Raw genomic sequence first — 24,008 nt, 5'->3', positions numbered from 1 at the left:
CTTCGCATGAAATTAATAACTATTGCTTTGTTACGGGGCCTGGTGCTGGGAACGGTGTTGTACCTGGTATGCGGCCAAACAGCCATCGGCCAGCCAGCGATGGAGGTGTTTGCGCATCGGGGGTTCAGAGGTCTACATCCGGAAAATACGATCCAAGCAATGAAGAAAGCACTGCATTACGGAGCGGTCCTAGAGCTTGACCTGGCCATTAGCAGGGATAAAAATGTAATCGTGAGTCATGATGCGGTAATGAATCCAAAAATCACCGGGAAAAAAGACGGCAGTTCGATAGTGAAAGAGGAGAAGCATGTGCTCTACCAAATGGATTACGCTGACATCCGGTCGTATGACGTGGGTCAGCTACCGAATCCTGATTTTCCCGAACAGGAACGGTACCCCGCGTATATTCCGTTGTTGAGCGAGTTGATCGACTCGGTCGAGAGCTATGCAGTAGCGCAAGGCCTGGAGGCACCGCGCTACTTTATAGAAACCAAGCTGAATCCGAAAACGGATGGAGTGAACCACCCGGGTCCGGAAGAATTTGTGCGCCTCATGATGCAGGTAATCGAGGCGAAGGGCATTCGCGACCGAATCATCGTTCAGTCTTTTGATCCACGCACACTTCAAGTACTCCATCGGCTGTTTCCAGACGTTAAGCTGGCGTTTCTAGCCAAGGCCAAAACGTCATTGGAAGACAATTTAGAATGGCTAGGTTTCACACCCGATTTTTACTCCATCAACCCGGCTTACATCGATGCCGCATTGGTAGCGGCGTGCAAGGAGATCAAGACCGAACTCATTATCGGTAACTGCAACGACTATAACGAGATCGAAAGAATTTCAGCGCTTGGCGTACACCGGGTGATTTCAGATTTCCCAATGACATCCCTAGCAGCTAAAAAACGCCATAATAACGGAATATGAATAACATCACACAACAGGCCTATTTAATTGTCGACATAGGCACGGGCAATGTCCGCGCGGCAGTGGTTTCAGTTGGCGGCGAGCTGATGGCGTTACACCGCGAAAATGTACGGTACGTAAAAGACAACGACTACCCCGATTCCATCGCTTTCGATCCCATTCAACTGTGGGAGCAGATTGAACAATTGGTGAAAAATGCACTTGCCGATGCAGGTAATGTGTATATCGCTGCAATAACGGCAACCAGCCAGCGTGAAGGCATTGTTGTGTTGGACCACCTAGGTAAGCCCTTGGTCGGCATGTCCAACCATGACAACCGAGGTCGGGAATGGGAATCGTTGGTCGCGGATAAGGACCGGATGTATACATTGACGGGACGTTATCCCACGGCATTGTTCTCTGCATTGAAACTGGTGGGTTTGCGTGAACGGAAAACCGATTTGTGGAAGCAAGTTGCTAAATTCACAAGCATCAGCGATTGGGTACAGTTCCAATTTTCGGGTGTATTGGGTTACGAACACTCCCAAGCATCAGAGACGCTGCTGTATGATGTGAAAGCCAAAGATTGGTCTGCCGAACTTTGCGGTGTTTTCGATCTGCCCGTTTCCCTTTTACCTTCCTTGAAATCATCGGGCAGCGTGTTGGGCAATATCCGTTCCGACGTAGCACAAGAATTGGACATCGCCCCCGATGCCGTGGTGGTAGTTGGCGGTGCAGATACCCAATTGGCGGTGCACAGCACCAAACCAAACCGGGATGATGTGGTTATCGTATCCGGTACGACGACACCCATTATCAAAATCGTTGATGTGTACATTACCGATGAACAACAGCGGACGTGGACCGGACGCCATATTGATACAGACGGTTTCATGCTGGAAGCCAACGCAGGGGTTACAGGGTTGAACTACCAACGCCTTAAAGAAATATTTTATCCCAATGAAGACTATGAAGTTATCGAGCGAGAACTCGACGAGACATCATACTCGCAATGCGTGGCGTCCTTAGGCTCATTAGTGGCCGATGAAGACACCCCCCTCACCAAGGGCGGGTTTATTTTCAATGCGCCCGTTTCGCATCAACTGACCCGCGGTGGGTTTGTGTTTGCTATATTATGGGACATCGCATGTAGTATTTACGAGAATTATAAGGTGTTGGACAAGGTGTCCCCACATGACTGCGATTACATATGGGCATGTGGTGGTGGCGTGCAAAGCCGCAAGCTCCGCCAGTTCATCGCTAACCTCACGAATAAGAACGTCCGGATTTGTAATACGTATAGACAATCATCGGTATTGGGCGGTGCATTCATCTGTGCGGAGGCAACTGGCCAGCAAGGTACTACACCCGAGTTGCAGGACGAGGTAACGCCGCAAGACCGCGAGCGGTTCTTGGAATTGTATGCCGAGTGGAAGCGTGCCCGGCACACGTTCAGCCAAATCAGCTAATTATGCAGCATTGTTTTATCGGTATCGATGTAGGGACGCAGGGGGTGCGTGCGTCGATGGTCACGGAAACCGGTGAGGTCGTGGGGGAGGCGTCACGCCGATTTGTCCTTACCGAAGGGTCCCGGATGGAGCAATCGCCCGACGACTGGTGGCAACGTACGTTGGAAGTAATGGACGAGCTACATGCGGCATTGCAAGCACAGGGCGATTCATGCCAAGTGGCGGCCATCGGGGTTGACTCGACCTCGGGTACCGTTATTCCGCTTGACCGGGCGAACCGTCCATTGCATCCGGCCATCATGTACAGCGATCCGCGTTCGGCAGCCATTGGCCATAAGGTCAGGGCATTGGCCGAGCGCCACGTGTCCACGGGCTACACCGGCTTCAACGCGTCGAGCGGCCTATCTAAGATGGTGTGGTTTGTCGAAACCTATCCCGAAAAGGCGGTCCTAATCCACAAATGGATCCATGCTTCGGATTATATTACCGGTATGCTATGCGGACGATTCGACATAACCGACTACACCAATGCCCTGAAATCGGGGTATGATGTGGCCCGGTTCGAATGGCCGGACTATCTGACCGCCGAGTTGCCATTGCAGCGCCGGTGGTTTCAGGAGGTCGTCCCCTCGGGTACTCCCGTCGGTAGATTGCATGAGGCCCTCGCGGTGCGTTGGGCAATGCCCCAAACGCATGTCGTAGTTGGTATGACCGATGGCTGTGCGTCGCAAGTTGCATCAGGTGCCGTAAGACCGGGCGAGTGGAATACGACGATAGGAACAACGCTGGTCATTAAGGGCGTGACGGAACGGGCTGTGCATGATTTCGAAGGCCGGTTATATAGCCACAGGCACCCCGATGGTTATTGGATGCCGGGAGGAGCGAGCAACACAGGGGCTGATTGGGTGGCAACCGACTTCGGTACGGATCTGCAGCAATTGGATGACGCTGCTGCAAGTCTTATCCCCACAGGTCTGTTGGCCTGGCCGCTTAAACAGACCGGTGAACGATTCCCTTTTATTGCGCCCAAGGCCAAAGGGTTCGTACCCACCGGTATTTCGCCAGCACAGCGCTTCGCTGCATGCATGGAAGGCGTAGCTTTCATCGAGCGGATGGCATACGAACTCATCGAACAGCTTTCGGGCGAACGTGTCGCTGCGGTTTATACCGCAGGTGGGGGGAGTAACAGCGATACATGGCTCCGCATCCGGGCCAACGTATTGGGGCGGCCGATATATAAATGCCGTGAAGCAAATGGAGCCGTGGGTGCAGCGATTGGCGCGGCATCGAAAACCCGATTCAACTCAATGGCAGAAGCAGCGCAGTCGATGACGGCTGTCGAACGGGAGGTGCTTCCCGAACAGACCATGGTAGACAAGTATGAAACGGAGTATGACTATTTTGTAGCTGAAATGAAAAAAAAGAAATACTGCTGATATGTTAGATGTGTACCTACTCCGGCATGGAGAAACGACCTACAATGCTGACGGCAACCGCTACTGCGGACGTACCGACGCCAATCTTACGGAAAAAGGGATTGCGCAGGCCCAGCGTGTAGGTGAGGCCTTGCAGGGTAAAACAATAGATGCGGTGTATGCGTCACCGCTGCAACGGGCATACCGGACGGCAGAAATCGTAACAGGTGGCCAACTGCCAGTTACGCGAGACCCGCGGCTCATTGAGTTGGATTTCGGTGTATGGGAAGGAAAGACACGCGACGAGTTCATCGCCGAGGCCCCCGAGCTTTGGGAAGCTTGGAACACGGACCCCGCAACGACGCCCGCAGGTGGGACAGGTGATACGGCCACGCAGGTAGTACAGCGGGTGGATGATTTCTTTGCAGAAATGCAGCGTCACCATAATGGGCAAACGATAGTAGTGGTAGCACATAATGGTGTGAACCGCCTTTACCTCGCGTACAAATTGGGAATGCCGCTATGCAATTACCGGCGTCTTGCACAGGAAAATTCTGCCATTACCTTAATACGCTTCGGCGGTGACGAACCATTCTCCTTGTTGAAATTAAATGATTAATAATATGAGCCTCCGTTATGCCGTGCCGATGGTCACGCTGTTTACACTAGTTGCAAGCGCATGCGTGGACGAGCCTAGCCTCCATCGCTTGGATTTTAAGACCCCTACCGAACTCCACCAGTTTTTTGCCTATAAGGAAGGCAGTACCATTGTCAGTGGCCACCGTGGCACCATTGAACAGGGGCTGCCAGAAAATAGCATCGAGGGGATGGAGGCGGTTTTGCGCCATGCCCCCGCTTTTTTTGAGATTGACCCGAGGCTTACCAAAGATAGTGTGGTCGTATTGATGCACGACAAGACCCTCGACAGAACGACCGATGGAACAGGTATGGTGGCCGATTATACATGGGCGGATTTGCAGCAATTGCGGTTGAAAGACCGGGATGGAAACGTAACGCCGTACCGGATACCCACTCTCGATGAAGCGATAGAATGGGCGCGGGGTAAGACGGTATTGAATCTCGACCAGAAAGACGTTCCGATAACCCTTTCGGCCGAAATTATTCGGAAACACGATGCTTATTCTTTTGTGATGGTTACCGTGCATTCACCCGAACAAGCCCGGTTCTACTTAGATCAGAACAGTGACCAGATGTTATCCGCGCATATCAAGACACCGGATGTGTTTGAGGCCTACCGTGCCGCAGACATCCCATTCAACCGGATGATTGCGTATATCGGTCCAGATATCAAGGCTGAAAACCAAGAGATGTACAACCTATTGAATGCAGCGGGCGTGATGTGCATGATCTCTGCGGCGCCTACCTACGATAAGTTGCTAAGCAGCGAGGAACGTGCAGAAGCTTACCGGGCGGTTTTTGCTGATGGGGCTTCGATTTTAGAATCCGACCTGCCGATTGAAGTTGGAGATGCATTGAAAGATAGAGATGTAAGGTAATGTCATTGTCCGTAATGAGGTTCATTAACCTTAACCGCAGGTAAAAGCAAGGCGATCTTTTGGCGATTTGTGGCATATAATTACGAATGTGACAGGAGGTTTGGCGACGATTGTAGCCGCTTTTACTATGTTTCATCTAGCGTAATTTATTCTTTAATGGCAGATGAGAGATCGAAAAGTTTGCTTTATCTGCAATCTTTTCTAAGTTTGTTCCATGGAGCGGAAAACCTTTGCCGATTTCAAATTCAATAGGCAAATCCTGAATGCCATCGAGGAGACAGGGTATACCGAGCCTACCCCAGTCCAGCAAAAGGCCATCCCTCCGATTTTGGCGGGACAAGACGTTATGGGAGTAGCCCAAACCGGCACGGGTAAAACCGCTGCATTTGTGTTGCCGCTGCTAATGAAATTGAAGTATGCGCAGGGCGATGATCCAAGGGCGCTTATACTTTCGCCCACCCGTGAACTGGCCATGCAAATCGAAGCACATATTCGCCTCTTTGCCAAATACACCGATCTACGTACGGTTGTTCTTTACGGTGGACTCGGTCCGAAAACGCAGATTGCCGAGTTGGAAAAAGGTGCGGATATCGTGGTGGCCACACCGGGGCGATTTCTCGACTTATACCTCGCAGGCCACCTCATCACCAAATCCCTGAAAATTCTCGTCATGGACGAGGCCGATAAGATGATGGATATGGGGTTTATTGGTAAGCTGCACCGAATATTGGAAGTAGTCCCCCGTAAACGGCAGAATTTACTTTTTTCGGCTACCATGGGCGAGCTGGTACATAAGATCGCGGGCGACTTTCTGGCATTTCCTACCGTCGTGGAGGTGACCGAACAGGCCACGCCAGCGCAAACGGTAAGCCAAATGCTCTATTATGTGCCCAATTTGAAAACGAAAATAAACCTGTTGCAACATCTGCTTAAGAACGATGAAGCGGCGCACCGTCTCATTGTTTTCTGTAAAACTAAATCAGTTGCAGATAATGTGTTCCACTTTTTGGAGCGTAGGTACGGGGTAGAAAATGTGCGGGTGATCCATGCAAACAAAGGGCAGAATACACGGATAAATTCCATCAATGCGTTTAAGGAGGGGAGTGTACGGATCTTGGTGGCAACGGATGTAGCCGCCCGGGGGCTGGACGTGAGCAATGTAAGCCACGTTATCAATTTCGATGTTCCTATCGTTATCGAAGACTACGTGCATCGCATCGGCCGTACCGGCCGGGCGTACCAAACAGGAGACGCCATCACATTCTGCAACCCAGCGGAGGAATACTACATCCGGAAAATAGAGAAATTGATCCGCCAGCAGATACCGGTACGGGACATCCCGGATGATGTAACCATAGAGAACACCGGATTTGAAGAACGCCAGGCTATTGCTCGCGAGATCGACGCTCAAAAGCGGAAAGAAAATCCGGAGTTCCAAGGGGCTTTCCACGAAAAGAAAACAAAAAACCAGCAAGCGGACAAACACCAGCGAGCGGGTAGCCGCAAGCACAACCCTAGGCAAAGTAAACGACGGAGATGAAACGATTGCGGGTAACTCCACTGAATATTGCGTCCGCACTGGTATTGGCTGGATTGCTCTGGCAGATCGTGGACAATGCAGCCGGGATGGGAACAATTGGCTGGTTTTTTTTACTTTTGCTGGTCATGGTTATCGCAGACCAGTTTTTCCGGCTCATGCTCCGCAACCTCAAACGGGTGTGGATTGTGGAGAGTATTTTTCTGGTGTTTATGGTATTGGTTATTTGGATATTGAAATTGTGGTAGAAAGAGTGGAACGCAGATGACACTGACGTAGCGGATATTCACTGATGGTCAACAAATCAGCGGTCATCTGTAGCGTCTGCGTTATCCGTGGTCAATTTTAAAAACTGAACATGAAAAAAGCAGAAATAAAATTAACAATCGCATTGGACGAAAACAATGTGCCTGATACGATCACGTGGGAGTCCTCGGATGGTGAGAGTAAAGAGGCCCTGCCCGCGAAGGCGCTGTTTTTAGCCTTGTGGGATCATCATTACAAAAATTCGATGCGTATAGACCTATGGACTAAGGATATGCCATTGGACGAAATGAAGCGTTTTTTTTATGAAACGCTGCAAACTTTGGGCGATACATTTATCCGTGCTTCGGGGGATGATCCCATGGCAAAAGCCGTTATCGGCGATTTGAGGGATTATTGCGATCATTTTGCAGAAAAGATGGAAGTTGCCCAAAAGCAATCATAGAAGGCAGCAACGATGACCGTAAAAACAAATCGGATGTCAATAATCCAAAATCGTAAATCTAAAATCTAATGAACTATTTTTTAGTGAAATCGGAACCATTCAAATACAGCTGGCAGCAGTTTCTCGCTGATAAGCAGACGTTTTGGGACGGTGTGCGCAATTACCAAGCCCGTAACAATTTGCAGGCTATGAAAAAAGGGGATCTGGTGTTGTTTTACCATAGTAATGAGGGCAAGGAAGTGGTAGGGATAGCAAAGGTGGTGACGGAAGCCTACCAAGACCCCACCACGGCTGATGAGCGCTGGGTAGTGGTGGATCTGGCACCTGTCGAGACATTGAAAAAACCGGTTACGCTCGAAACCATCAAGGCAGACCCACTGCTACAGGATGTTGCACTGGTGCGTCAGGGCCGCTTGTCCGTTATGCCACTCAAGCGGGAGGAGTTTGACCGCATCGTAGCACTTGGCACCGAAAATTTTGTAGATTAGTCCCGTTGAAAATTTTAACCTTAATGATGATGAAGAGATATGTAATATGCGGCCCGTTGTTTTGTTTGTTTACGGCGGGATTGATTTCATGCAATAACGGAACTACCATGCAGAAACAGGAAGAAGAAATACATAATGCGGCTACGCAGGTGGTGCCCGAAGAAGCGGAAGGGCTGATCGGACGCTGGGATCTTACTGTAAATAAAGAGGGCAAAGAAGTACCCTCGTGGTTGGAAGTCAAGCTGTCGGGCTTTGACGTGTTGGTAGGTGCTTTCGTTGCAGATGCGGGTAGTAGCCGCCCGGTTTCACATATCACCCTCCAAGACGGAGTGTTCTCCTTCCAGATTCCGCCGCAGTGGGAAGGTGGCAGTGGCTTTTTTACGATTGAAGGGCAATTGACCGATAATGGTATCAAAGGTACCATCACGACCAATAAGGGGAATACGTTTGATTTTACGGGTGTGAAAGCGCCTTATTTGGTTAGAACGGGTGATGTGCAATGGGGTGACCCCATCGAGCTCTTCAACGGTACGGATTTGACGGGATGGAAGACCTCTGGTGAGAATAGCCAGTGGGTGGTGGAAAATGGTTTGCTGATCAATAAGGGAACAGGTGCCAACCTGATCAGTGAACAGCAGTTTGAAGATTTCAAGCTGATTGCCGAATTCCGTTACACCGAGGGAGCCAACTCGGGTATTTATTTGCGCGGGCGCTATGAAGTACAGATTGAAGATTCCCCGAAAGACAGACATCCGGGATCGTTGTATTTCGGTGGTGTCTATGGGTTCTTATCGCCTAGTGAAATGGCAACATTGGGCCCCAACGAGTGGAACAAATATGAAATTACCCTCCGTGGGCGTATGGTTACAATAGTAGCCAACGGTAAAACGATTATTAGCAACCAAGAGATTCCGGGCATTACCGGCGGTGCGCTGGATAGCCATGAAGGTGAGCCTGGCCCTATTTATATCCAGGGCGACCATACCGGGGTTACATTCCGCAAGATTACCGTGATCCCGGCGAAATAGTTAACTGCACATACTAGAGCGGCTACCGATAGACCGGCAACCCTGTTCAAACATTTTCCGATTGGTTTTGTTGGATGATTAAATACAAATCGCATGGCAAAATCAATCGGAATTATTTTGGTAATAGTAGGGATAATCATGCTGGTGTGGACCGGTTTTTCATACACTAAGAAAGAGAAAGTAGTGGATATCGGCTCGCTGGAAATCACGGCAGATAAAAAAGAGCACGTCAATTGGCCGCCGTATGTTGGTGGCGCAATCTTGGTGGCTGGCGTAGTGTTACTGGTTATCCCACGGCGGCGTTAGGTTCTTCACCTCAGTCTTTCACCACCTCCTTAAATAAATTCTGGAGTTCTTTTGCGTCCTTAGGTTTCAGTTTCCCCGCGAGGACGAGCCGTAGCTCCCGTCGTTGGAGGGCCTCATTGTATAGTGTTTTTTCCTCATCTGTCGTCGGAATCAGCCGGGGAACCGCGGTCGTCATGCCTTGCTTGTCTATGGCGACGAGTGTGTAGAACGCTTCATTTGATTTGACACGTGTGCCTGAGGGGATATTTTGTGCCCATACAACCAGCCGTACTTCAACGGACGTGTTGAAAGCGCGGGTCACTTGGGCTTCGATACTGATTACGTCTCCCAGCTTGATGGGGTGTTTGAAAGATACATTATCCACCGAGGCAGTGACAACAATACTGTTGCAATGTTTTTGGGCTGAAATTGCAGCAGCGATGTCCATCCAGTGCAGTAGGCGCCCTCCCATGAGGTTATTTAGTGTATTGGTGTCGTTGGGGAGGACCAGCTCATTCATGATGGTGTGCGACTCATGGGCAAATTTTTCATTCATGCTGCAAAGATGGGATTATTTTTTGTTTGCGTTATCCGTTTGGGATTTTTTTAGGAGTTGCTGGTCTACGATAGCGAGCCCTTCATTGAAGCTTCGGGGCTTGTATCCCAGTATGTGGCGTGCCTTATCCAATACAAAACCCGTTCTGGCGGGGCGGGGCGCTGCCTGGCTGAGGGTGCTGGAACTTACCCGGTGTATAAGTGAACTGTCGAGCTTCCAGAAATCTGCCACAGCGGCGACAAGCTCGTCGATGGCGAACATATCGTTTCCCGAAATATGGAATATGCCCTCAGCTTCCTTGGTAGCTGCCAGGATACAGGCTTGGGCTAGGTCCTCCGCTAGCGTCGGCATGCGCCATTGGTCGTCGACTACATTCAGCGGCTGTCCTTTTTCCAGCGCTCCCTTTGCCCACAATACGATATTGCTACGGCTCATATCGGCGACTACGCCATATACCAGTATGGTGCGTAGGATAGTCCACTTGCAGGTGGACTGCCGGATAATCTCTTCTGCATCCAGTTTACTCTGGCCATAAAGGCTTAACGGATTAGGTGGAGCATCCTCGGCATAAGGACCGGATTTCCCGTCGAAGATGAAGTCGGTGGAGAGGTGGATTAGGTGGATGCCGAATTCCTCGCACAGTGCTACCAAGCTGCTCACCGCATCGATATTTAGCTTCCGGCACCCTTCGGGGTCATGTTCGCAGGCATCGACATTGGTCATGGCAGCGGTATTGATGATGGTGTGCGGATGGTGCTCGGTTATCACCTTCCGAAGCCGGTCGCCGTCGAGGATATCCAAATCGACATATGTATAGCCGTTTTTTTCAGGGTGGCGGTTCGGACCGCGAGAGGTAGCTATCAATGCCACGTTATCATTTAGGAGTGCCAGATCCGTTATTTTTTGGCCAAGGAGGCCGTTGCTTCCCGTTACGAGGATTCTTTTTGTTGATTGTGTGGAGGTCATCAGACAGCGTTTGGATTATTGAAAAAATACCTTTGTGGGGTAGTCGAGGGCAAAGATAACGATAGTTTTGTTTTTCCTGCAGGATACGGCGCAGAGGCAATCCGTGGCTGATTGCATAAATTGGATATAATAGCAACTTTATCTAAGTTTGCAACTGTTCAAGAAACATGGGTATGGGAGTCGTTACCTTAACAACAGATTTAGGACATAAGGATTTTTACCAAGCGGCACTGAAGGGGAGTATCATCAGCCAATTCCCAGCCGTGCGGCTTATCGATATATCCCACGACATCCCGCCCTTTGATATCCAGTATGCTGCATTTGTGCTGAAAAATGCTTATCCGTATTTTCCCAATAAGACCGTTCATCTCATCGGAATTGATTCGGTATTTAACGAAGACACCCGCTACCTTGCCCTAGCTTACAGGGGGCATTATTTCGTGGGTGCCGACAATGGTATTTTCTCGCTGATATTGGATGGCGGTTTGCCCGATGAAGCCGTGGAGTTGAATATCATACAGGATCTGAAGTACCTGCATTTCCCGTTGACCGATATTTTTGCTAAGGCAGCGTGTATTTTGGCGAAAGGGGGAAAGTTAGCCGACGTCGGTGATCCCGTCAGTAAGCTAGTTGACCGGACACTGGTACAGCCTGTGGTCGAGAAGGACAGTCTGCGGGGGAGTGTTGTCTTTGTCGACTCATTCGGCAATGTGATCAGTAATATCAGTAAGGAGCTTTTTAACCAAGTGCAGCGGGGACGGAGTTTCACCCTGCATTTCAGGCGCAACGAGACCATTGATCAGATGAGCTGGCATTACAACGACGTGCCTGAGGGAGAGAAGCTTTGTTTATTCGGTATTAGCAATCACCTCGAAATAGCCATCAATAAAGGCAACGCGAGTGGCCTCTTGGGTCTCAATAAAGGCGACATCATCCGCTTGGAGTTTGGTAAGTAGCCGTGGTATCCAGGTAAGTGCAATATTGGTCCGTTTTTTGACCGCAAATTCCTATGCGATTTTTTAATCTTGCCCAGATGGGCTGGCTAGTTGGCGTGTTGGTGTTTTGCTCAACAACCGCGTTTTCCCAGCCCTCCACTTCAGATTCCTCCGGTTATGAAGCCCAGCGCCAAAAAGTAAATGAGTTGCTCCAGCAACGCAGTGCCCGCTTTGGCCAATTCGACGAGAGTCTTAAACAACGTACCGGAATCTTCGGGTTGAAGACCAAAAAAGATATGCAGGCATCGATCGATATATTGAAACAGATCGTCCTCACGGATAACGGTATTTTTCGGGAAACGAAGATGCTGCTGGATTATAAGGATTTCGAAAATTCACAGATAGCACAGCAAGCGACCGAATTTGATGGACGTATAAACGGATACATAAAAACCATCAGCAAGTTGCAGCGCGAACAGGAGCGCCTGACCGCGGAAATCGATAAACTCGAAAAATCCAATCGGCGGGACCGGGGCTTACTCCTGCTTTTGGGTGCGGCTGCCGCTGGGATGGCCATTTTTTTAGTCCTCCGCCGCCAAAAATTGACGAAAACATGATACCCGGCAATATTATTGTCTATACTTTTGCCCCTATAATTTTTAATTATAGGACATGGCAAGACAACGGTTAAACAGTGGACACGCGCCATCGGAAGACCTGCCCAAATCGAAGCTGACAAAATCAACACTTAAAAAGGCAGGCAGACTGTTGGCCTACCTGAGGCCCTATCGTGGTAAATTCGTCATCGGTATGGTCTTCCTATTCCTGTCGAGCCTTACTGCACTTACATTTCCGGCGCTCCTGGGTGCCATGATTGATGCCGCACAGGATAAACAGAGTTACCAATGGCTGCCGGCCGATATCCGCACCATCGGGGTAATCTCTTTTGTTATTTTATTCATCCAGTCATTGGTATCGTTCTTCCGTATCCGTCTATTTGTGGAGGTTGCCGAAAAATCACTAGCAGATATCCGACGCGATTCTTATCATAACCTGATTACGTTGCCGCTCGACTTTTTCTCCAACAGAAGGGTAGGTGAGCTCAATAGCCGCTTATCGGCCGATCTGTCGCAGATACAAGATACGATGACCACTACATTTGCGGAACTTATCAGGCAGATTATCCTCCTTACCGGGGGTGTGTCATTGCTGTTTGTGGTATCTGGCAAGTTAACATTGCTAAACTTGAGCATTTTGCCAATATTGGTTGTTATTGCCGTAGTATTCGGCCGGTTCATCCGTAACCTTTCGCGCCAGGCGCAAGATAAATTGGCCGAATCCAACACGGTAGTGCAGGAAACGTTGCAAGGTATCAGTAATGTCAAAGCCTTTGTCAACGAGGCGTACGAAGCATCACGCTATTCGAAGTCGCTTCAGTCGGTGGTCAAAATCGCTGTAAAAGGCGCCACTTACCGGGGCATATTTGCCTCGTTTATTATTTTCTGCCTGTTTGGTGCTGTTGTTGCCGTTATTTGGTACGGGTCTGCGCTGGTGTCTGCCGGTGACATTTCCGTAGGTGACCTGACCACTTATATCTTATATTCTATATTTGTGGCGGGTTCCATGGGTAGTTTCCCTGAATTATATGCCAATATCCAAAAGGCTATTGGTGCGAGTGAGCGCGTTATCGAAATCCTCGATGAGCAACAGGAAGATGCGGGACTGCTGCAGACCGAAAAGACCATCGAAAACCCTATCGAGGGCACGGTAGCCTTTGAAGATGTTACCTTTGCTTATCCATCACGCCGCGAAATCACCGTTTTGAAGAACGTTTCTTTTGAAGCACGGGCGGGTGAAAAGCTGGCAATAGTGGGGCCAAGTGGAACGGGAAAATCAACCATCGCCGCTTTGGTGCTGCAATTCTATAAGCCTGATAGTGGGCGCATCCTGTTCGATGGGCGTGCGGCAGCCGACTATCCGCTTACCGACATCCGCGGGCAAGTGGCCATCGTTCCGCAAGACGTGCTACTCTTCGGCGGCACCATCCGCGAAAACATCGCATATGGCAGGCTTGATGCCGATGCGGAAGAAATTATCACGGCAGCTCAACGTGCCAATGCCCACGACTTCATCATGGACTTCCCGAAGGGGTACGACACCATGGTTGGCGAGCGGGGTGTCAAATTATCGGGAGGACAGCGCCAGCGTATCGCCATCGCCCGTGCGCTACTAAAAGACCCGGCCATACTTATCCTCGATGAGGCCACCTCTTCGCTTGACTCCGAATCGGAACGCCAAGTGCAGCAAGCGCTAGAAGAACTGATGAAGGGGCGTACATCCATCATCATTGCCCACCGGTTGTCTACGATTCGTGAGGCAGATCAAATTGTCGTGGTCGAGGAGGGTAAAGTGGTCGCCTCGGGCACGCACGATTCACTTATGGGGAAAGGAGAAGGGCTCTACCACCATTTATACCAATTGCAGCTGGCTGTCAAATAGTAACAAAACCGGGCGATGGGAAATGACCCGGCGATATTGCATATAAAAAGGAATTTATCTAAGTTTGAATGCCGTATGATGCGCCATGCTTAACGATGATGGATAGCAGTGCGACAATAAAAGTAGATAGCTGATAAACGAATTTGAACGAATTAAATATCACGTTGGAGTATGTAAACCCCGCCATGTTGTGGGGTGCGCAAAATGAACATTTCGAAGTGTTCAAAAAGCAGTTTCCGAAATTGAAGATTGTGGCGAGGGGTAATGAGGTGAAAGTGCTGGGCGATGAGCAGGAAATCGCGCTGTTCAAAACCCAGTTCGATAGGGTGGTTTCGCACATCGAGCGGTATAACAGCCTAACCCCAAATGATGTAGAAGTGATTTTGGGATCTCCCAAAGAGGCGAAAGCCGCAAAGAAAAATGGTGAAAAGGTAGTCGCTACTGGTGGTGGGGAGCCTATCGTTTTCGGTCCCAACGGTATTGTGGTAAAAGCGCGGACGGCAAACCAACGGCGAATGGTGGAAAGTATCGTCCGTAATGATATTTTATTTGCCATCGGACCGGCCGGCACCGGGAAAACCTATACTGCGGTGGCACTTGCGGTCCGGGCCCTTCGAAATAAAGAGGTGCGGCGTATCATCCTCACCAGGCCGGCGGTAGAGGCGGGTGAGAATCTCGGGTTCCTGCCCGGCGACCTGAAAGAAAAAGTTGACCCGTACCTTCGACCGCTTTACGATGCACTGGATGACATGATTCCTGCGGAGAAATTGAAGGTTTTCCTAGAAAACCGGACAATCGAGGTAGCACCGTTGGCGTTTATGCGTGGCCGTACCTTGGACAACTGCTTCGTTATACTGGATGAAGCCCAGAATGCAACCGATATGCAGGTGAAGATGTTCCTCACACGGATGGGGCCTACCGCAAAGTTTATCGTTACGGGGGATGTCACACAAATTGATTTACCCAAGAAACAGCAGTCGGGCTTGCCTACGGCGTTGAAGTTGCTTGACGGCATTGAGGGGATCGATATTATTCACCTCAGTGGCGGCGATGTGGTGCGGCACAAACTTGTCAAAAGGATATTGGCTGCTTATGGCGATATCTGATGTGCATACCTAAATAGAATACTGAAAGGCCAATAGCCATCAACAAATGAATACCATAAAAGAGACAAATTTCCATTTTGAGGGACAGCGGGCCTTTTATCGGGGCAAGGTACGAGACGTATACACCATTGGCGAAACGTACTTGGTTATGGTAGCTAGCGACCGGATATCGGCTTTTGACGTTGTATTGCCAAAAGCCATCCCCTACAAGGGGCAAGTACTCAATCAAATTGCTGCAAAGTTCCTGAAAGCGACCGAAGATATCTTACCGAATTGGGTGATTGCGGTACCTGACCCATGTGTTACCATTGGCTATCAATGCCAGCCGTTCAAAGTAGAGATGGTCATCCGTGGCTACCTCGCCGGCCACGCTTGGCGCGAATACCAGGCCGGCAAACGGGAAATCTGCGGAGAACAGTTGCCCGACGGTCTACGTGAGAATGACCGCTTGCCCCAACCGATTATCACCCCAACTACAAAAGCTGCCGAGGGCCATGACGAAGATATCTCACGGTCTGATATCCTTGAGCACGGGCTGGTGTCGGTTGATGACTATACACAGCTGGAAACGTATACCAAAGCATTGTATGCACGTGGCGTGGAATTGGCAGCTAAGCGTGGATTGATCTTAGCAGACACTAAGTATGAATTTGGTAAGCGAAATGGGGAAATATACTTGATCGACGAGATCCATACACCGGATTCGTCGCGTTACTTTTATGCCGATAGTTTTGAACGTTTACAAGAAGAAGGTAAGCCACAGCGGCAGCTTTCCAAGGAATTTGTGAGGAAATGGCTGATTGAAAATGGTTTTCAGGGAAAAGAAGGCGAGCTAGTGCCTGAAATGACGGATGAAATCGTATCTTCGATTTCTGAAAGGTATATTGAGCTCTTTGAGCACATCACTGGCGAGCGGTTTGTTTATCCCGAACACGGGGATTTATTACACCGGATAGCGGAGAATACAAAGGCGGCGCTTCAGCAATTAGATGGTTAAAAGGCAAAAATAAACAGATGAAATTCACTATTGATAAGCACGAGAAGTATGTCACCATACAGCCCCACGTGGAAGTGTTGGATGGTGATTCGGCACCGAAGATAAAGGCTGAATTTGTGCTGCGGAACTCCGGTGGGCAAAGCAATATCGTGCTGGATTTATCGCACGTGAAAGATGCTGACTCTTCAGGGTTGCGTATAGGTCTGTTAGCACACCGAATGTGTAAAACCGCAGGAGGGGTATTCATATTGGCATGCGCAAACCAGCGCATTAAAAACCTCATCTCTGTTTGTAAGCTGGATGGTGTGTTTACAATCGCACCGAACACGGCCGAGGCTGAGGATATGATATTTTCTAAGGAAATTGAACGGGACTTGCGGGGAGCCGCTGAAGAAGGATGAAGTTTGATGTATTGATATTAGGAAGTAGTTCTGCCACACCGATTTATGGTCGCCATCCCACCGCTCAGCTTATTAATGTCAATGAACAGCTTTATTTGGTGGATTGCGGGGAGGGCACACAAGTGCAACTGATAAAATACGGTGTCAAAAGTAATCGTATTAAACATATCTTTATCAGCCATTTGCATGGCGACCACTACCTAGGGTTGATCGGTCTGGTTTCGTCGATGCATTTGGTGGGGCGTAAAGATGAATTGCATATATATGGGCCGCCCGGGCTGAAGGAAATCATAGATCTGCATTTTCTGCATTCACAGACTGAGCTAAGATACCCGCTTCATATACACACCACCCAGGATGAAGCCGAAGGCGTGGTGTTTGAAAATGAAAATCTGCAGGTAAGCACATTTCCGCTGGATCACCGGATTGCCTGCACCGGGTTTCGCTTCGATGAGAAAAAACGCCTTCCATCTATTGATAGGGAGAAGGTAGCCGCTGTTGGAATACCGGCTGCCTACCTGTCATCGATAAAAAGGGGGAAGGACTATACGGCACCCGACGGGACGGTGTACCGGTGGCAGGACTTAACAATCGCACCACCTTCGCCACGGAGCTATGCGTACTGTTCGGACACAGTAAGGAACTCGGCCTACCTGCCGTCCATTCAGCAGGTCGATTTGCTATACCACGAGGCGACGTTCCTACATGAGATGCTCGATCGGGCTATCGCTACCTACCATACTACGGCATTGCAGGCTGCGGAGATTGCGAAGGAGGTAGGGGCAAAGAGATTGCTTATTGGACACTATTCAGCACGATATAAAGATTTGAAGCCATTGCTATCCGAAAGCAAATCGGTGTTTGAAGATACCCGGCTAGCGCTGGAAGGGAATTGGTACCCTATTTAATTTGATGATGACAACAACATTTGACCTGACAAAATTATTGCGCGAAAATATAAGGCAGCTTACTCCATATTCATCAGCACGTGACGAGTTCAAAGGGGAAGCGTCCGTATGGCTGGATGCGAATGAAAATGCTTTCGGCTCACCGCTCGATCGCAATTTCAACCGTTACCCGGATCCTTTGCAACATCAACTGAAGTTGAAGTTGAGTGAGATTAAAGGCGTACCCCCCCGCAATATGTTTCTAGGCAACGGTAGCGACGAGGCGATTGATATACTTTTCCGTGCATTCTGCCGCCCGGGTGTCGATAATGTAATACTCGTGCCGCCAACGTACGGGATGTATAAGGTGTCGGCAAATATCAATGATGTAGCCACGAAGTATGTGAATCTAACAGCTGACTTCCAGCTTAACCTTGAGGGGATTGCTGAGGCGATCGATGCCAATACCCGGATGATTTTCCTTTGTTCGCCAAATAACCCTACTGGTAATTCTTTGTATCGGGAAGACGTGGAGACCGTGCTGGCTAACTTCAATGGACTGGTGGTTATCGATGAAGCATATATCAATTATTCCAGGCAGAAAACATTCATCCAGGAACTGACGGAATACAGCAACCTGGTGGTACTTCAGACGCTTTCGAAAGCGTGGGGGCTTGCCGGGCTGAGACTGGGTATGGCTTTTGCGAGTGAGGAAATCATTGAAGTATTTAATAAAATAAAACCACCGTACAACATTAACCAAGCGACACAGGAACTGGCCCTCAAGGCTCTTGACCGAGTTGACCAGGTGAATGCGTGGATCAAAGAGACCGTTGCCGAGCGCGACCGGCTGTCGGACAGCTTGCGTAAGTTTAATTTTGTAGAGTTTGTCTATCCCTCTGACGCTAATTTTATATTGGTAAAGACCAGCGACCCCAAGGGGTTATATGCACATTTGGTAGATGGAGGTATTGTCGTTCGCGACCGGTCAAATGTAGAGTTATGTGCAGGCTGTCTGCGGCTCACGGTTGGTACGCCGCAGGAAAATGCGGCGCTGTTGGCCGCATTGGAGCAATACCCTGCAGGAGACCGAACTTAACGGGATTACGCTCATCGGCTGTAAGCGTGGTGAATTTTTGGTGATAACAAATAGAAATGTCCAATACGATTAAAAGGTTATTATTTATAGACCGGGACGGTACACTGATTGCCGAACCGGAAGATGAGCAGATTGACTCATTTGCTAAGTTGAAGTTTTATCCGGGGGCCCTGCAATACCTACCTCGTATTGCCCGTGAGCTCGACTTCGAATTGGTTTTGGTGACTAACCAGGACGGTTTGGGTACACCCGCACATCCCGAAGAGCATTTTTGGCCCGTGCACCGGTTTGTCATCGATACGTTCGCAGGTGAGGGCGTAGTGTTTGCGGCAGAACATATCGACCGTACCTTCCCGCATGAAAATGCTCCTACACGTAAGCCCGGAACAGCGCTGTTGGATGCTTATTTCAACACGGACGAGTATGACCTTGCCCACTCTTTTGTTATCGGCGATCGCATCAATGACGTTAAGCTGGCACAGAATCTTGGGGCCCGGGCTATCTGGCTTCGTAACAATGATGCGTTGGGTGCTGCAGAAGCCCATGAAATGGATGAGTCTGTAGTGGCCTTGGAGACAACGGACTGGAAAGCGATCTATGAGTTTTTGAAGTTGGGTGAGCGCGTAGGTGAGCACCACCGGAAAACGAACGAGACCGATATCTACATCAAATTGAACCTTGATGGTAAAGGTAGATCGGATATCTCTACGGGATTGCCGTTTTTTGACCACATGCTCGACCAGCTTGCGCGGCATGGGAATATTGACCTTACCATACGGGCGGTTGGTGATTTACACATCGATGAGCATCATACTATCGAAGATACAGGAATAGCATTGGGCGAACTTGTTGCCAAAACACTGGGTGATAAACGGGGTATAGAACGGTATGCATTTACGTTGCCGATGGACGATTGCTTGGCGCAGGTGGCTATTGATTTCGGCGGGCGCAGCTGGTTGGTGTGGGACGCCGAATTCAAGCGCGAGAAAATAGGGGAGATGCCCACGGAAATGTTTTACCATTTCTTCAAGTCCTTTTCCGATGCGGCAAAATGTAACTTGAATATCAAAGCAACGGGCGAAAACGAGCATCATAAAATAGAGGCTGTTTTCAAAGCTTTTGCCAAATCGATAAAAAAGGCCGTGCGGCGAGATGCGGGGCATATGGAACTGCCGAGTACCAAGGGGGTTTTGTAGGATTAAGGATTAAGGATTAAGGATTAAAGATTAAGGAGCAAGGATTAAGGATTAAGGAGCAAGGATTAGGGAGCAACAAGGATGACAGGAATTATCAATTACGGTGCAGGCAATATCTTTTCGCTGACAGCGGCATTAGACCGGTTGCATATTCCTTATGGGATGGTCCACCGATCCGAGGAACTATCAGACTATGAGCGGATTATAATCCCTGGTGTGGGCCATGCGGGGGCTGCTATGCGCAAACTGCAGGCCTCGGGGCTTGCCGCACATATCGGCCAGCTTACGAAGCCCGTATTAGGTATATGTGTGGGGATGCAGTTGCTCACCGCCTATTCGGAAGAGGGTGATAGTGACTTGCTTAACGTTGTTCCGCTGAAAACGTTACATTTCGAAAATCGCATTACAGGGAAAGTCCCCCATATGGGCTGGAATAAGGTGTTTCCTGAAAACGATTGCCCAATATTCGAAAATGTGGGAAAAGATGCCTATTTTTATTTTGTTCACGCTTATTTTATTGAATATAATGCTACTTTTACCGCCGCTTATACCCAATATGGGCTGAGATTTTCCGCCGCACTGCAGGATAGGAATTTTTATGGCGTGCAATTTCATCCTGAGAAATCCGGTGAAGCGGGCGAGCGGTTATTGTTGAATTTTTCAAGATTGTAGTAATCAACCACTAAGGAGAAATATGTATATCATCCCGGCAATAGATGTTCTAGATAAGAAAGTAGTCCGTTTGCGCGAAGGCAATTACGACGATGTAACCACCTATGAGGTGAGCCTCGAGCAAATGATCGAGCGCTATCAATCAAATGGTACCGAATTCGTGCATATTATTGATCTCAACGGTGCCAAAGGCGACTTTTCCAACCAATCGTATCTGTTCGATATCGTTCGCCATACCGATATGAAGGTGCAGTATGGCGGCGGGGTGCGAAGTATCGATAAAGTCAAAGAGCTCGTGGACGCAGGTATCCACCGCGTGGTGGTAGGCACGCAAGCCATCACCAATCCCGCGTTTTTGGATGAGCTCAGTAAACTCAACCAGGGGAGGTATAAATATGCCGACCAAGTGGTCATCGCCATTGATGTACTCGATGAAGTGATTAAGTATTCCGGCTGGATGGAAAGCTCACCGGTGAAGCTACTTGACTATATCGACAGGTGTTTGTCGTTAGGGTTTTTCCGTTTCCTATGCACCGATATCAACAAAGACGGCAAGTTAGGTGGGGCCGGCGTGGAGCTTTATAAAAAATTAATGGATCATTCACCCATTATCAAACTCATTGCCTCCGGTGGTATCAGTTCAATGGACGATGTCAGAGATCTTGATGCCATCAATGTGGAAGCGTGCGTAATCGGGAAAGCTATCTACGAAAACCACATTACCATCGAGCAGATTAAAGAATGGAACCTGAAATCGCTGATTCGCTTTTAGATGCCATGTTAGCAAAACGTATCATCCCATGTCTGGACGTAAAAGATGGCCGCACCGTCAAAGGGGTTAACTTTGTCGATCTACGGGATGCGGGCGACCCGGTGGAACTAGCCTGGCAATATTCGCAGCAAGGGGCTGATGAACTGGTTTTTTTGGATATTACAGCTACCCATGAGCGCCGTAAAACGACGGTAGAACTTGTAAAAGCGGTAGCGAGGCAACTCAATATCCCGTTTACTATCGGCGGTGGAATCAATGAACTCGCCGATGCCGATGTGTTGCTGCATTCGGGTGCTGACAAAATATCAATCAACTCGGCTGCGGTACGGAATCCGGCACTGATTGATCAGCTGGCGTCGTCATTCGGCAAGCAGTTTGTGGTTGTGGCGGTGGACACCCGCAATGTGGACGGGAAGAATTATGTGCACCTTAATGGTGGGCGATTGAAAACAGACATCGAGACGGAAGTGTGGATAAAAGAAGCGGAAAGCCGCGGAGCCGGTGAGATTCTGCTCACCTCGATGGACCATGACGGCACCAAAAATGGATTCGATTGCCGCTTTTTGAAAACCGTCAACGATAATATCTCCATTCCACTCATCGCGTCCGGAGGGGCGGGCAATATGCAGCATTTCATCGATGTGTTCCAGCAGGCCAACGTTGATGCCGCACTGGCGGCTTCGGTCTTCCACTATGGTGAGATTTTGATCCCCGAGCTAAAGGCCGAATTGCGACAGCACGGAATAGAGGTACGCTGATGCGACATGCGTGCATCGAGGCTTGGTAAAATGGATTGCCGCTACGCCGCGACAAGCAGAATGATATCCGGCGAGAAGAAAACAAATAGTTAGAAAACAAATGAGTGAACAACTAGACTTCGAGAAGAATGGCGGTCTTGTTCCTGCCATCATACAGGACGCGCAGACATTGGAAGTGTTGATGCTGGGTTACATGAATCAGGAAGCATGGCAGAAAACCCAGGCTGAGAAACGCGTCACATTTTTTTCGAGAAGTAAAAACCGGCTCTGGACGAAAGGGGAGGAAAGTGGCCATTTTCTGGAGGTGGTCAGTATCCATATCGATTGTGACAATGATACGGTTTTGGTAAAGGCCCAACCGAAAGGGCCGACATGCCATACGGGTAGCAGAAGTTGTTTCAATACCGCATACAACCAAAATTTCATCTTCGAACTTATACGCATTATTGATGACCGCTACCAGTTTCCGCGGGCTGACTCGTATGTAAACAAATTACGGGAACGTGGTATGAATAAAGTTGCTCAGAAGGTAGGGGAGGAAGCCGTAGAAACGGTAATCGCGGCTTTGGCCGAGGAAGAATCTGATTTTGTAAATGAGACTTCCGATTTGGTGTTCCATTTACTGGTATTGCTGCGGGAGAAAAACGTGCCGCTTGAGGCGATTGCCAAAAACCTCGAACGCAGGCACCAATAATAGGCTTGCAACCGGCAATAAATGCGAGGTTGCTTGGAAAAATTAATCGGCGTGAATCTATAAAATCCACGTTTAGTAAACATGTATAGTCTTCAAGTTGATAGAGCAGGTGCCTTATCGGGACATCAGAACCCGATATTCGCCGTGGAAAATGGTCCCGAACCAGCAATGGTATTCACCGGCGGAAACGACAAAGGGGTGGTGCAATGGAACCTGGAAACCATGGCCTTCGAAAAAGTCCTGTATCCCGTCCAATTTTCTGTCTATGCGTTGCATCTTATCGCAAATTCGACATTACTGGCTATCGGTACCCGAGAGGGGAAAGTACATGTGGTAGACATCCAAACCCAGCGGGAAGTAGCCCGGCTCGAACACCACCAGCGGCCGGTGTTTGCTATCAAGTCATTTAGGAACAAGCCGGAATTGGTAGTTTCTTCCGAAGATGGTACCGTGTCGATTTGGAATACGGAGCACTTTACCCTGCTGTACCACTTTAAGGTGTCGGAACAGACCGTGCGTACCATTGCCATCAGTAACGACGAACAATGGATTGTGTTTGGTACGAAAGAGGGTACGGTTAAATTGTACAATGCTGTGGACCACACATTTGTGGCGGAATTGCCATCGCATACCCGGCCGGTTACCTCGCTTTGCTTTTCGCCCGATGGCCGATATCTACTCACGGGAGGACGGGATGCGCAGCTCCATGTGCTCGATGGAGCTGACTTTACCATGGTAAAAGAGTTTACCCCACATCTGTTTACAGTGTATGCTATAAAATACCACCCTACACTCCCCATTTTTGCCACCGGTAGCCGCGACAAGAGCATCAAAATCTGGGCTGCTGATGATTTTCGGCTATTGCGTACCATAAGTTTCGAAAAGGGCTTCGATTGCCATCTTTTATCGATCAACGATATCACTTGGAACCCATTTAAAGATCAGCTGGTTTCTGTGAGTGACGATAAACGGGCTATGGTGTGGGATGTTGGCGTGTAAGTTATTCCTAATTCCGTTCCACCTTACCCCAAACTCCTGACCAATTTCAGTAATAACACGGATTTTATTCCTAGGTAGTCATCCCTTAAATTCTGTACAACACACTAACAGTCAGTAAAA

At 49.1% G+C, this 24,008-nt stretch carries 27 protein-coding genes; 25 read left to right on the top strand and 2 right to left on the bottom strand.

The genetic code is table 11. The features are described 5' to 3' along the window. Window positions 1-6 precede the first annotated feature (6 nt). From NGM62_RS16330 to NGM62_RS16280, 11 genes are all read left to right on the top strand, one after another. Window positions 7-924: a glycerophosphodiester phosphodiesterase family protein gene (locus tag NGM62_RS16330; RefSeq protein ID WP_262249330.1), complete on the top strand. Its 918-nt coding sequence runs from the start codon at window positions 7-9 to the stop codon at window positions 922-924. Beyond that, window positions 921-2,372 (top strand): FGGY-family carbohydrate kinase, encoded by a 1,452-nt coding sequence (locus NGM62_RS16325; RefSeq protein WP_262249329.1) that lies wholly within the window; start codon window positions 921-923, stop codon window positions 2,370-2,372. The genes NGM62_RS16330 and NGM62_RS16325 overlap by 4 nt, the downstream gene beginning before the upstream one ends. Window positions 2,373-2,374: 2 nt before the next feature. Further along, window positions 2,375-3,808 carry an FGGY-family carbohydrate kinase gene (locus NGM62_RS16320; protein ID WP_262249328.1) on the top strand — a complete coding sequence of 478 codons (1,434 nt, stop codon included), beginning with the start codon at window positions 2,375-2,377 and terminating at the stop codon, window positions 3,806-3,808. Window position 3,809: 1 nt separating this feature from the next. Continuing rightward, entirely contained in the window at window positions 3,810-4,406 is a 597-nt protein-coding gene (locus NGM62_RS16315) for a histidine phosphatase family protein (protein WP_262249327.1), read from the top strand. Between the two features lie 4 nt (window positions 4,407-4,410). Beyond that, the gene (locus NGM62_RS16310) at window positions 4,411-5,304 is read left to right on the top strand and encodes a glycerophosphodiester phosphodiesterase family protein (protein WP_262249326.1); all 894 of its coding nucleotides are present in this window, start codon (window positions 4,411-4,413) and stop codon (window positions 5,302-5,304) included. Between the two features lie 214 nt (window positions 5,305-5,518). Continuing rightward, window positions 5,519-6,844 carry a DEAD/DEAH box helicase gene (locus tag NGM62_RS16305; RefSeq protein WP_262249325.1) on the top strand — a complete coding sequence of 442 codons (1,326 nt, stop codon included), beginning with the start codon at window positions 5,519-5,521 and terminating at the stop codon, window positions 6,842-6,844. Next, window positions 6,841-7,089 carry a hypothetical protein gene (locus tag NGM62_RS16300; RefSeq protein ID WP_262249324.1) on the top strand — a complete coding sequence of 83 codons (249 nt, stop codon included), beginning with the start codon at window positions 6,841-6,843 and terminating at the stop codon, window positions 7,087-7,089. The genes NGM62_RS16305 and NGM62_RS16300 overlap by 4 nt, the downstream gene beginning before the upstream one ends. Before the next feature lie 110 nt (window positions 7,090-7,199). Further along, complete coding sequence (gldC, locus tag NGM62_RS16295) at window positions 7,200-7,550, top strand: gliding motility protein GldC (RefSeq protein WP_262249323.1); 351 nt, start codon at window positions 7,200-7,202, stop codon at window positions 7,548-7,550. Between the two features lie 68 nt (window positions 7,551-7,618). Further along, window positions 7,619-8,038 carry an EVE domain-containing protein gene (locus NGM62_RS16290; protein ID WP_262249322.1) on the top strand — a complete coding sequence of 140 codons (420 nt, stop codon included), beginning with the start codon at window positions 7,619-7,621 and terminating at the stop codon, window positions 8,036-8,038. Between the two features lie 107 nt (window positions 8,039-8,145). Then, window positions 8,146-9,066 (top strand): 3-keto-disaccharide hydrolase, encoded by a 921-nt coding sequence (locus NGM62_RS16285; protein ID WP_262249321.1) that lies wholly within the window; start codon window positions 8,146-8,148, stop codon window positions 9,064-9,066. A gap of 93 nt (window positions 9,067-9,159) precedes the next feature. After that, on the top strand, window positions 9,160-9,372 hold the full coding sequence (locus NGM62_RS16280; protein ID WP_262249320.1) for a hypothetical protein: 213 nt from the start codon (window positions 9,160-9,162) through the stop codon (window positions 9,370-9,372). Window positions 9,373-9,382: 10 nt separating this feature from the next. On the opposite strand, the gene NGM62_RS16275 is transcribed toward NGM62_RS16280, so the two are convergent. Further along, window positions 9,383-9,907: an acyl-CoA thioesterase gene (locus NGM62_RS16275; protein WP_262249319.1), complete on the bottom strand. Its 525-nt coding sequence runs from the start codon at window positions 9,905-9,907 to the stop codon at window positions 9,383-9,385. 15 nt (window positions 9,908-9,922) lie between these two features. Next, on the bottom strand, window positions 9,923-10,873 hold the full coding sequence (locus NGM62_RS16270) for an SDR family oxidoreductase (protein ID WP_262249318.1): 951 nt from the start codon (window positions 10,871-10,873) through the stop codon (window positions 9,923-9,925). A gap of 173 nt (window positions 10,874-11,046) precedes the next feature. Between NGM62_RS16270 and NGM62_RS16265 the strand changes: the two genes are divergently transcribed. From NGM62_RS16265 to NGM62_RS16200, 14 genes are all read left to right on the top strand, one after another. Beyond that, entirely contained in the window at window positions 11,047-11,829 is a 783-nt protein-coding gene (locus NGM62_RS16265; RefSeq protein ID WP_262249317.1) for an SAM hydrolase/SAM-dependent halogenase family protein, read from the top strand. 77 nt (window positions 11,830-11,906) lie between these two features. Next, complete coding sequence (locus NGM62_RS16260; RefSeq protein ID WP_262249316.1) at window positions 11,907-12,425, top strand: hypothetical protein; 519 nt, start codon at window positions 11,907-11,909, stop codon at window positions 12,423-12,425. 55 nt (window positions 12,426-12,480) lie between these two features. Beyond that, entirely contained in the window at window positions 12,481-14,307 is a 1,827-nt protein-coding gene (locus tag NGM62_RS16255) for an ABC transporter ATP-binding protein (protein ID WP_262249315.1), read from the top strand. 143 nt (window positions 14,308-14,450) lie between these two features. Then, window positions 14,451-15,413: a PhoH family protein gene (locus tag NGM62_RS16250; RefSeq protein ID WP_262249314.1), complete on the top strand. Its 963-nt coding sequence runs from the start codon at window positions 14,451-14,453 to the stop codon at window positions 15,411-15,413. A gap of 46 nt (window positions 15,414-15,459) precedes the next feature. Further along, a complete protein-coding gene (locus NGM62_RS16245; RefSeq protein WP_262249313.1) occupies window positions 15,460-16,410 on the top strand; it encodes a phosphoribosylaminoimidazolesuccinocarboxamide synthase in 951 nt (316 codons plus the stop codon). Window positions 16,411-16,427: 17 nt separating this feature from the next. After that, window positions 16,428-16,811, top strand: a complete 384-nt coding sequence (locus NGM62_RS16240) for an STAS domain-containing protein (protein WP_262249312.1) — start codon at window positions 16,428-16,430, stop codon at window positions 16,809-16,811. Beyond that, window positions 16,808-17,719 carry a ribonuclease Z gene (locus NGM62_RS16235; protein ID WP_262249311.1) on the top strand — a complete coding sequence of 304 codons (912 nt, stop codon included), beginning with the start codon at window positions 16,808-16,810 and terminating at the stop codon, window positions 17,717-17,719. The genes NGM62_RS16240 and NGM62_RS16235 overlap by 4 nt, the downstream gene beginning before the upstream one ends. 7 nt (window positions 17,720-17,726) lie before the next feature. After that, entirely contained in the window at window positions 17,727-18,797 is a 1,071-nt protein-coding gene (gene hisC, locus NGM62_RS16230; RefSeq protein WP_262249342.1) for a histidinol-phosphate transaminase, read from the top strand. Window positions 18,798-18,853: 56 nt separating this feature from the next. Beyond that, entirely contained in the window at window positions 18,854-19,993 is a 1,140-nt protein-coding gene (gene hisB, locus NGM62_RS16225; protein WP_262249310.1) for a bifunctional histidinol-phosphatase/imidazoleglycerol-phosphate dehydratase HisB, read from the top strand. An 81-nt stretch (window positions 19,994-20,074) separates the two neighbouring features. After that, window positions 20,075-20,665: an imidazole glycerol phosphate synthase subunit HisH gene (gene hisH, locus NGM62_RS16220; protein ID WP_262249309.1), complete on the top strand. Its 591-nt coding sequence runs from the start codon at window positions 20,075-20,077 to the stop codon at window positions 20,663-20,665. 22 nt (window positions 20,666-20,687) lie between these two features. After that, window positions 20,688-21,437 carry a 1-(5-phosphoribosyl)-5-[(5-phosphoribosylamino)methylideneamino]imidazole-4-carboxamide isomerase gene (locus NGM62_RS16215; RefSeq protein WP_262249308.1) on the top strand — a complete coding sequence of 250 codons (750 nt, stop codon included), beginning with the start codon at window positions 20,688-20,690 and terminating at the stop codon, window positions 21,435-21,437. Window positions 21,438-21,442: 5 nt separating this feature from the next. Then, window positions 21,443-22,195 carry an imidazole glycerol phosphate synthase subunit HisF gene (hisF, locus tag NGM62_RS16210; RefSeq protein WP_262249341.1) on the top strand — a complete coding sequence of 251 codons (753 nt, stop codon included), beginning with the start codon at window positions 21,443-21,445 and terminating at the stop codon, window positions 22,193-22,195. An 85-nt stretch (window positions 22,196-22,280) separates the two neighbouring features. Beyond that, window positions 22,281-22,889, top strand: a complete 609-nt coding sequence (gene hisIE / locus NGM62_RS16205; RefSeq protein WP_262249340.1) for a bifunctional phosphoribosyl-AMP cyclohydrolase/phosphoribosyl-ATP diphosphatase HisIE — start codon at window positions 22,281-22,283, stop codon at window positions 22,887-22,889. An 81-nt stretch (window positions 22,890-22,970) separates the two neighbouring features. Continuing rightward, window positions 22,971-23,888 carry a WD40 repeat domain-containing protein gene (locus NGM62_RS16200; protein WP_262249307.1) on the top strand — a complete coding sequence of 306 codons (918 nt, stop codon included), beginning with the start codon at window positions 22,971-22,973 and terminating at the stop codon, window positions 23,886-23,888. The last annotated feature ends 120 nt before the right edge of the window (window positions 23,889-24,008 follow it).

The sequence above is a fragment of the Parapedobacter soli genome, from assembly GCF_025460835.1.
Taxonomy (GTDB): domain Bacteria; phylum Bacteroidota; class Bacteroidia; order Sphingobacteriales; family Sphingobacteriaceae; genus Parapedobacter; species Parapedobacter soli.
The sequence above is the reverse complement of the archived record's forward strand: the minus strand, read 5'-3'. Positions and strand labels throughout refer to the sequence as shown.

Coding starts and splice junctions, on each gene's coding strand:
- NGM62_RS16270 (WP_262249318.1), bottom strand. CDS start 10,873: ATGACCTCCACACAATCAACAAAAAGAATCCTCGTAACGGGAAGCAAC.
- NGM62_RS16260 (WP_262249316.1), top strand. CDS start 11,907: ATGGGCTGGCTAGTTGGCGTGTTGGTGTTTTGCTCAACAACCGCGTTT.
- NGM62_RS16240 (WP_262249312.1), top strand. CDS start 16,428: ATGAAATTCACTATTGATAAGCACGAGAAGTATGTCACCATACAGCCC.
- hisC (WP_262249342.1), top strand. CDS start 17,727: ATGACAACAACATTTGACCTGACAAAATTATTGCGCGAAAATATAAGG.
- NGM62_RS16330 (WP_262249330.1), top strand. CDS start 7: ATGAAATTAATAACTATTGCTTTGTTACGGGGCCTGGTGCTGGGAACG.
- NGM62_RS16315 (WP_262249327.1), top strand. CDS start 3,810: ATGTTAGATGTGTACCTACTCCGGCATGGAGAAACGACCTACAATGCT.
- NGM62_RS16305 (WP_262249325.1), top strand. CDS start 5,519: ATGGAGCGGAAAACCTTTGCCGATTTCAAATTCAATAGGCAAATCCTG.
- NGM62_RS16215 (WP_262249308.1), top strand. CDS start 20,688: ATGTATATCATCCCGGCAATAGATGTTCTAGATAAGAAAGTAGTCCGT.
- NGM62_RS16265 (WP_262249317.1), top strand. CDS start 11,047: ATGGGAGTCGTTACCTTAACAACAGATTTAGGACATAAGGATTTTTAC.
- NGM62_RS16280 (WP_262249320.1), top strand. CDS start 9,160: ATGGCAAAATCAATCGGAATTATTTTGGTAATAGTAGGGATAATCATG.
- NGM62_RS16200 (WP_262249307.1), top strand. CDS start 22,971: ATGTATAGTCTTCAAGTTGATAGAGCAGGTGCCTTATCGGGACATCAG.
- NGM62_RS16235 (WP_262249311.1), top strand. CDS start 16,808: ATGAAGTTTGATGTATTGATATTAGGAAGTAGTTCTGCCACACCGATT.
- hisF (WP_262249341.1), top strand. CDS start 21,443: ATGTTAGCAAAACGTATCATCCCATGTCTGGACGTAAAAGATGGCCGC.
- NGM62_RS16320 (WP_262249328.1), top strand. CDS start 2,375: ATGCAGCATTGTTTTATCGGTATCGATGTAGGGACGCAGGGGGTGCGT.
- NGM62_RS16325 (WP_262249329.1), top strand. CDS start 921: ATGAATAACATCACACAACAGGCCTATTTAATTGTCGACATAGGCACG.
- NGM62_RS16290 (WP_262249322.1), top strand. CDS start 7,619: ATGAACTATTTTTTAGTGAAATCGGAACCATTCAAATACAGCTGGCAG.
- gldC (WP_262249323.1), top strand. CDS start 7,200: ATGAAAAAAGCAGAAATAAAATTAACAATCGCATTGGACGAAAACAAT.
- NGM62_RS16275 (WP_262249319.1), bottom strand. CDS start 9,907: ATGAATGAAAAATTTGCCCATGAGTCGCACACCATCATGAATGAGCTG.
- hisB (WP_262249310.1), top strand. CDS start 18,854: ATGTCCAATACGATTAAAAGGTTATTATTTATAGACCGGGACGGTACA.
- NGM62_RS16255 (WP_262249315.1), top strand. CDS start 12,481: ATGGCAAGACAACGGTTAAACAGTGGACACGCGCCATCGGAAGACCTG.
- hisH (WP_262249309.1), top strand. CDS start 20,075: ATGACAGGAATTATCAATTACGGTGCAGGCAATATCTTTTCGCTGACA.
- NGM62_RS16245 (WP_262249313.1), top strand. CDS start 15,460: ATGAATACCATAAAAGAGACAAATTTCCATTTTGAGGGACAGCGGGCC.
- NGM62_RS16300 (WP_262249324.1), top strand. CDS start 6,841: ATGAAACGATTGCGGGTAACTCCACTGAATATTGCGTCCGCACTGGTA.
- NGM62_RS16285 (WP_262249321.1), top strand. CDS start 8,146: ATGCAGAAACAGGAAGAAGAAATACATAATGCGGCTACGCAGGTGGTG.
- NGM62_RS16310 (WP_262249326.1), top strand. CDS start 4,411: ATGAGCCTCCGTTATGCCGTGCCGATGGTCACGCTGTTTACACTAGTT.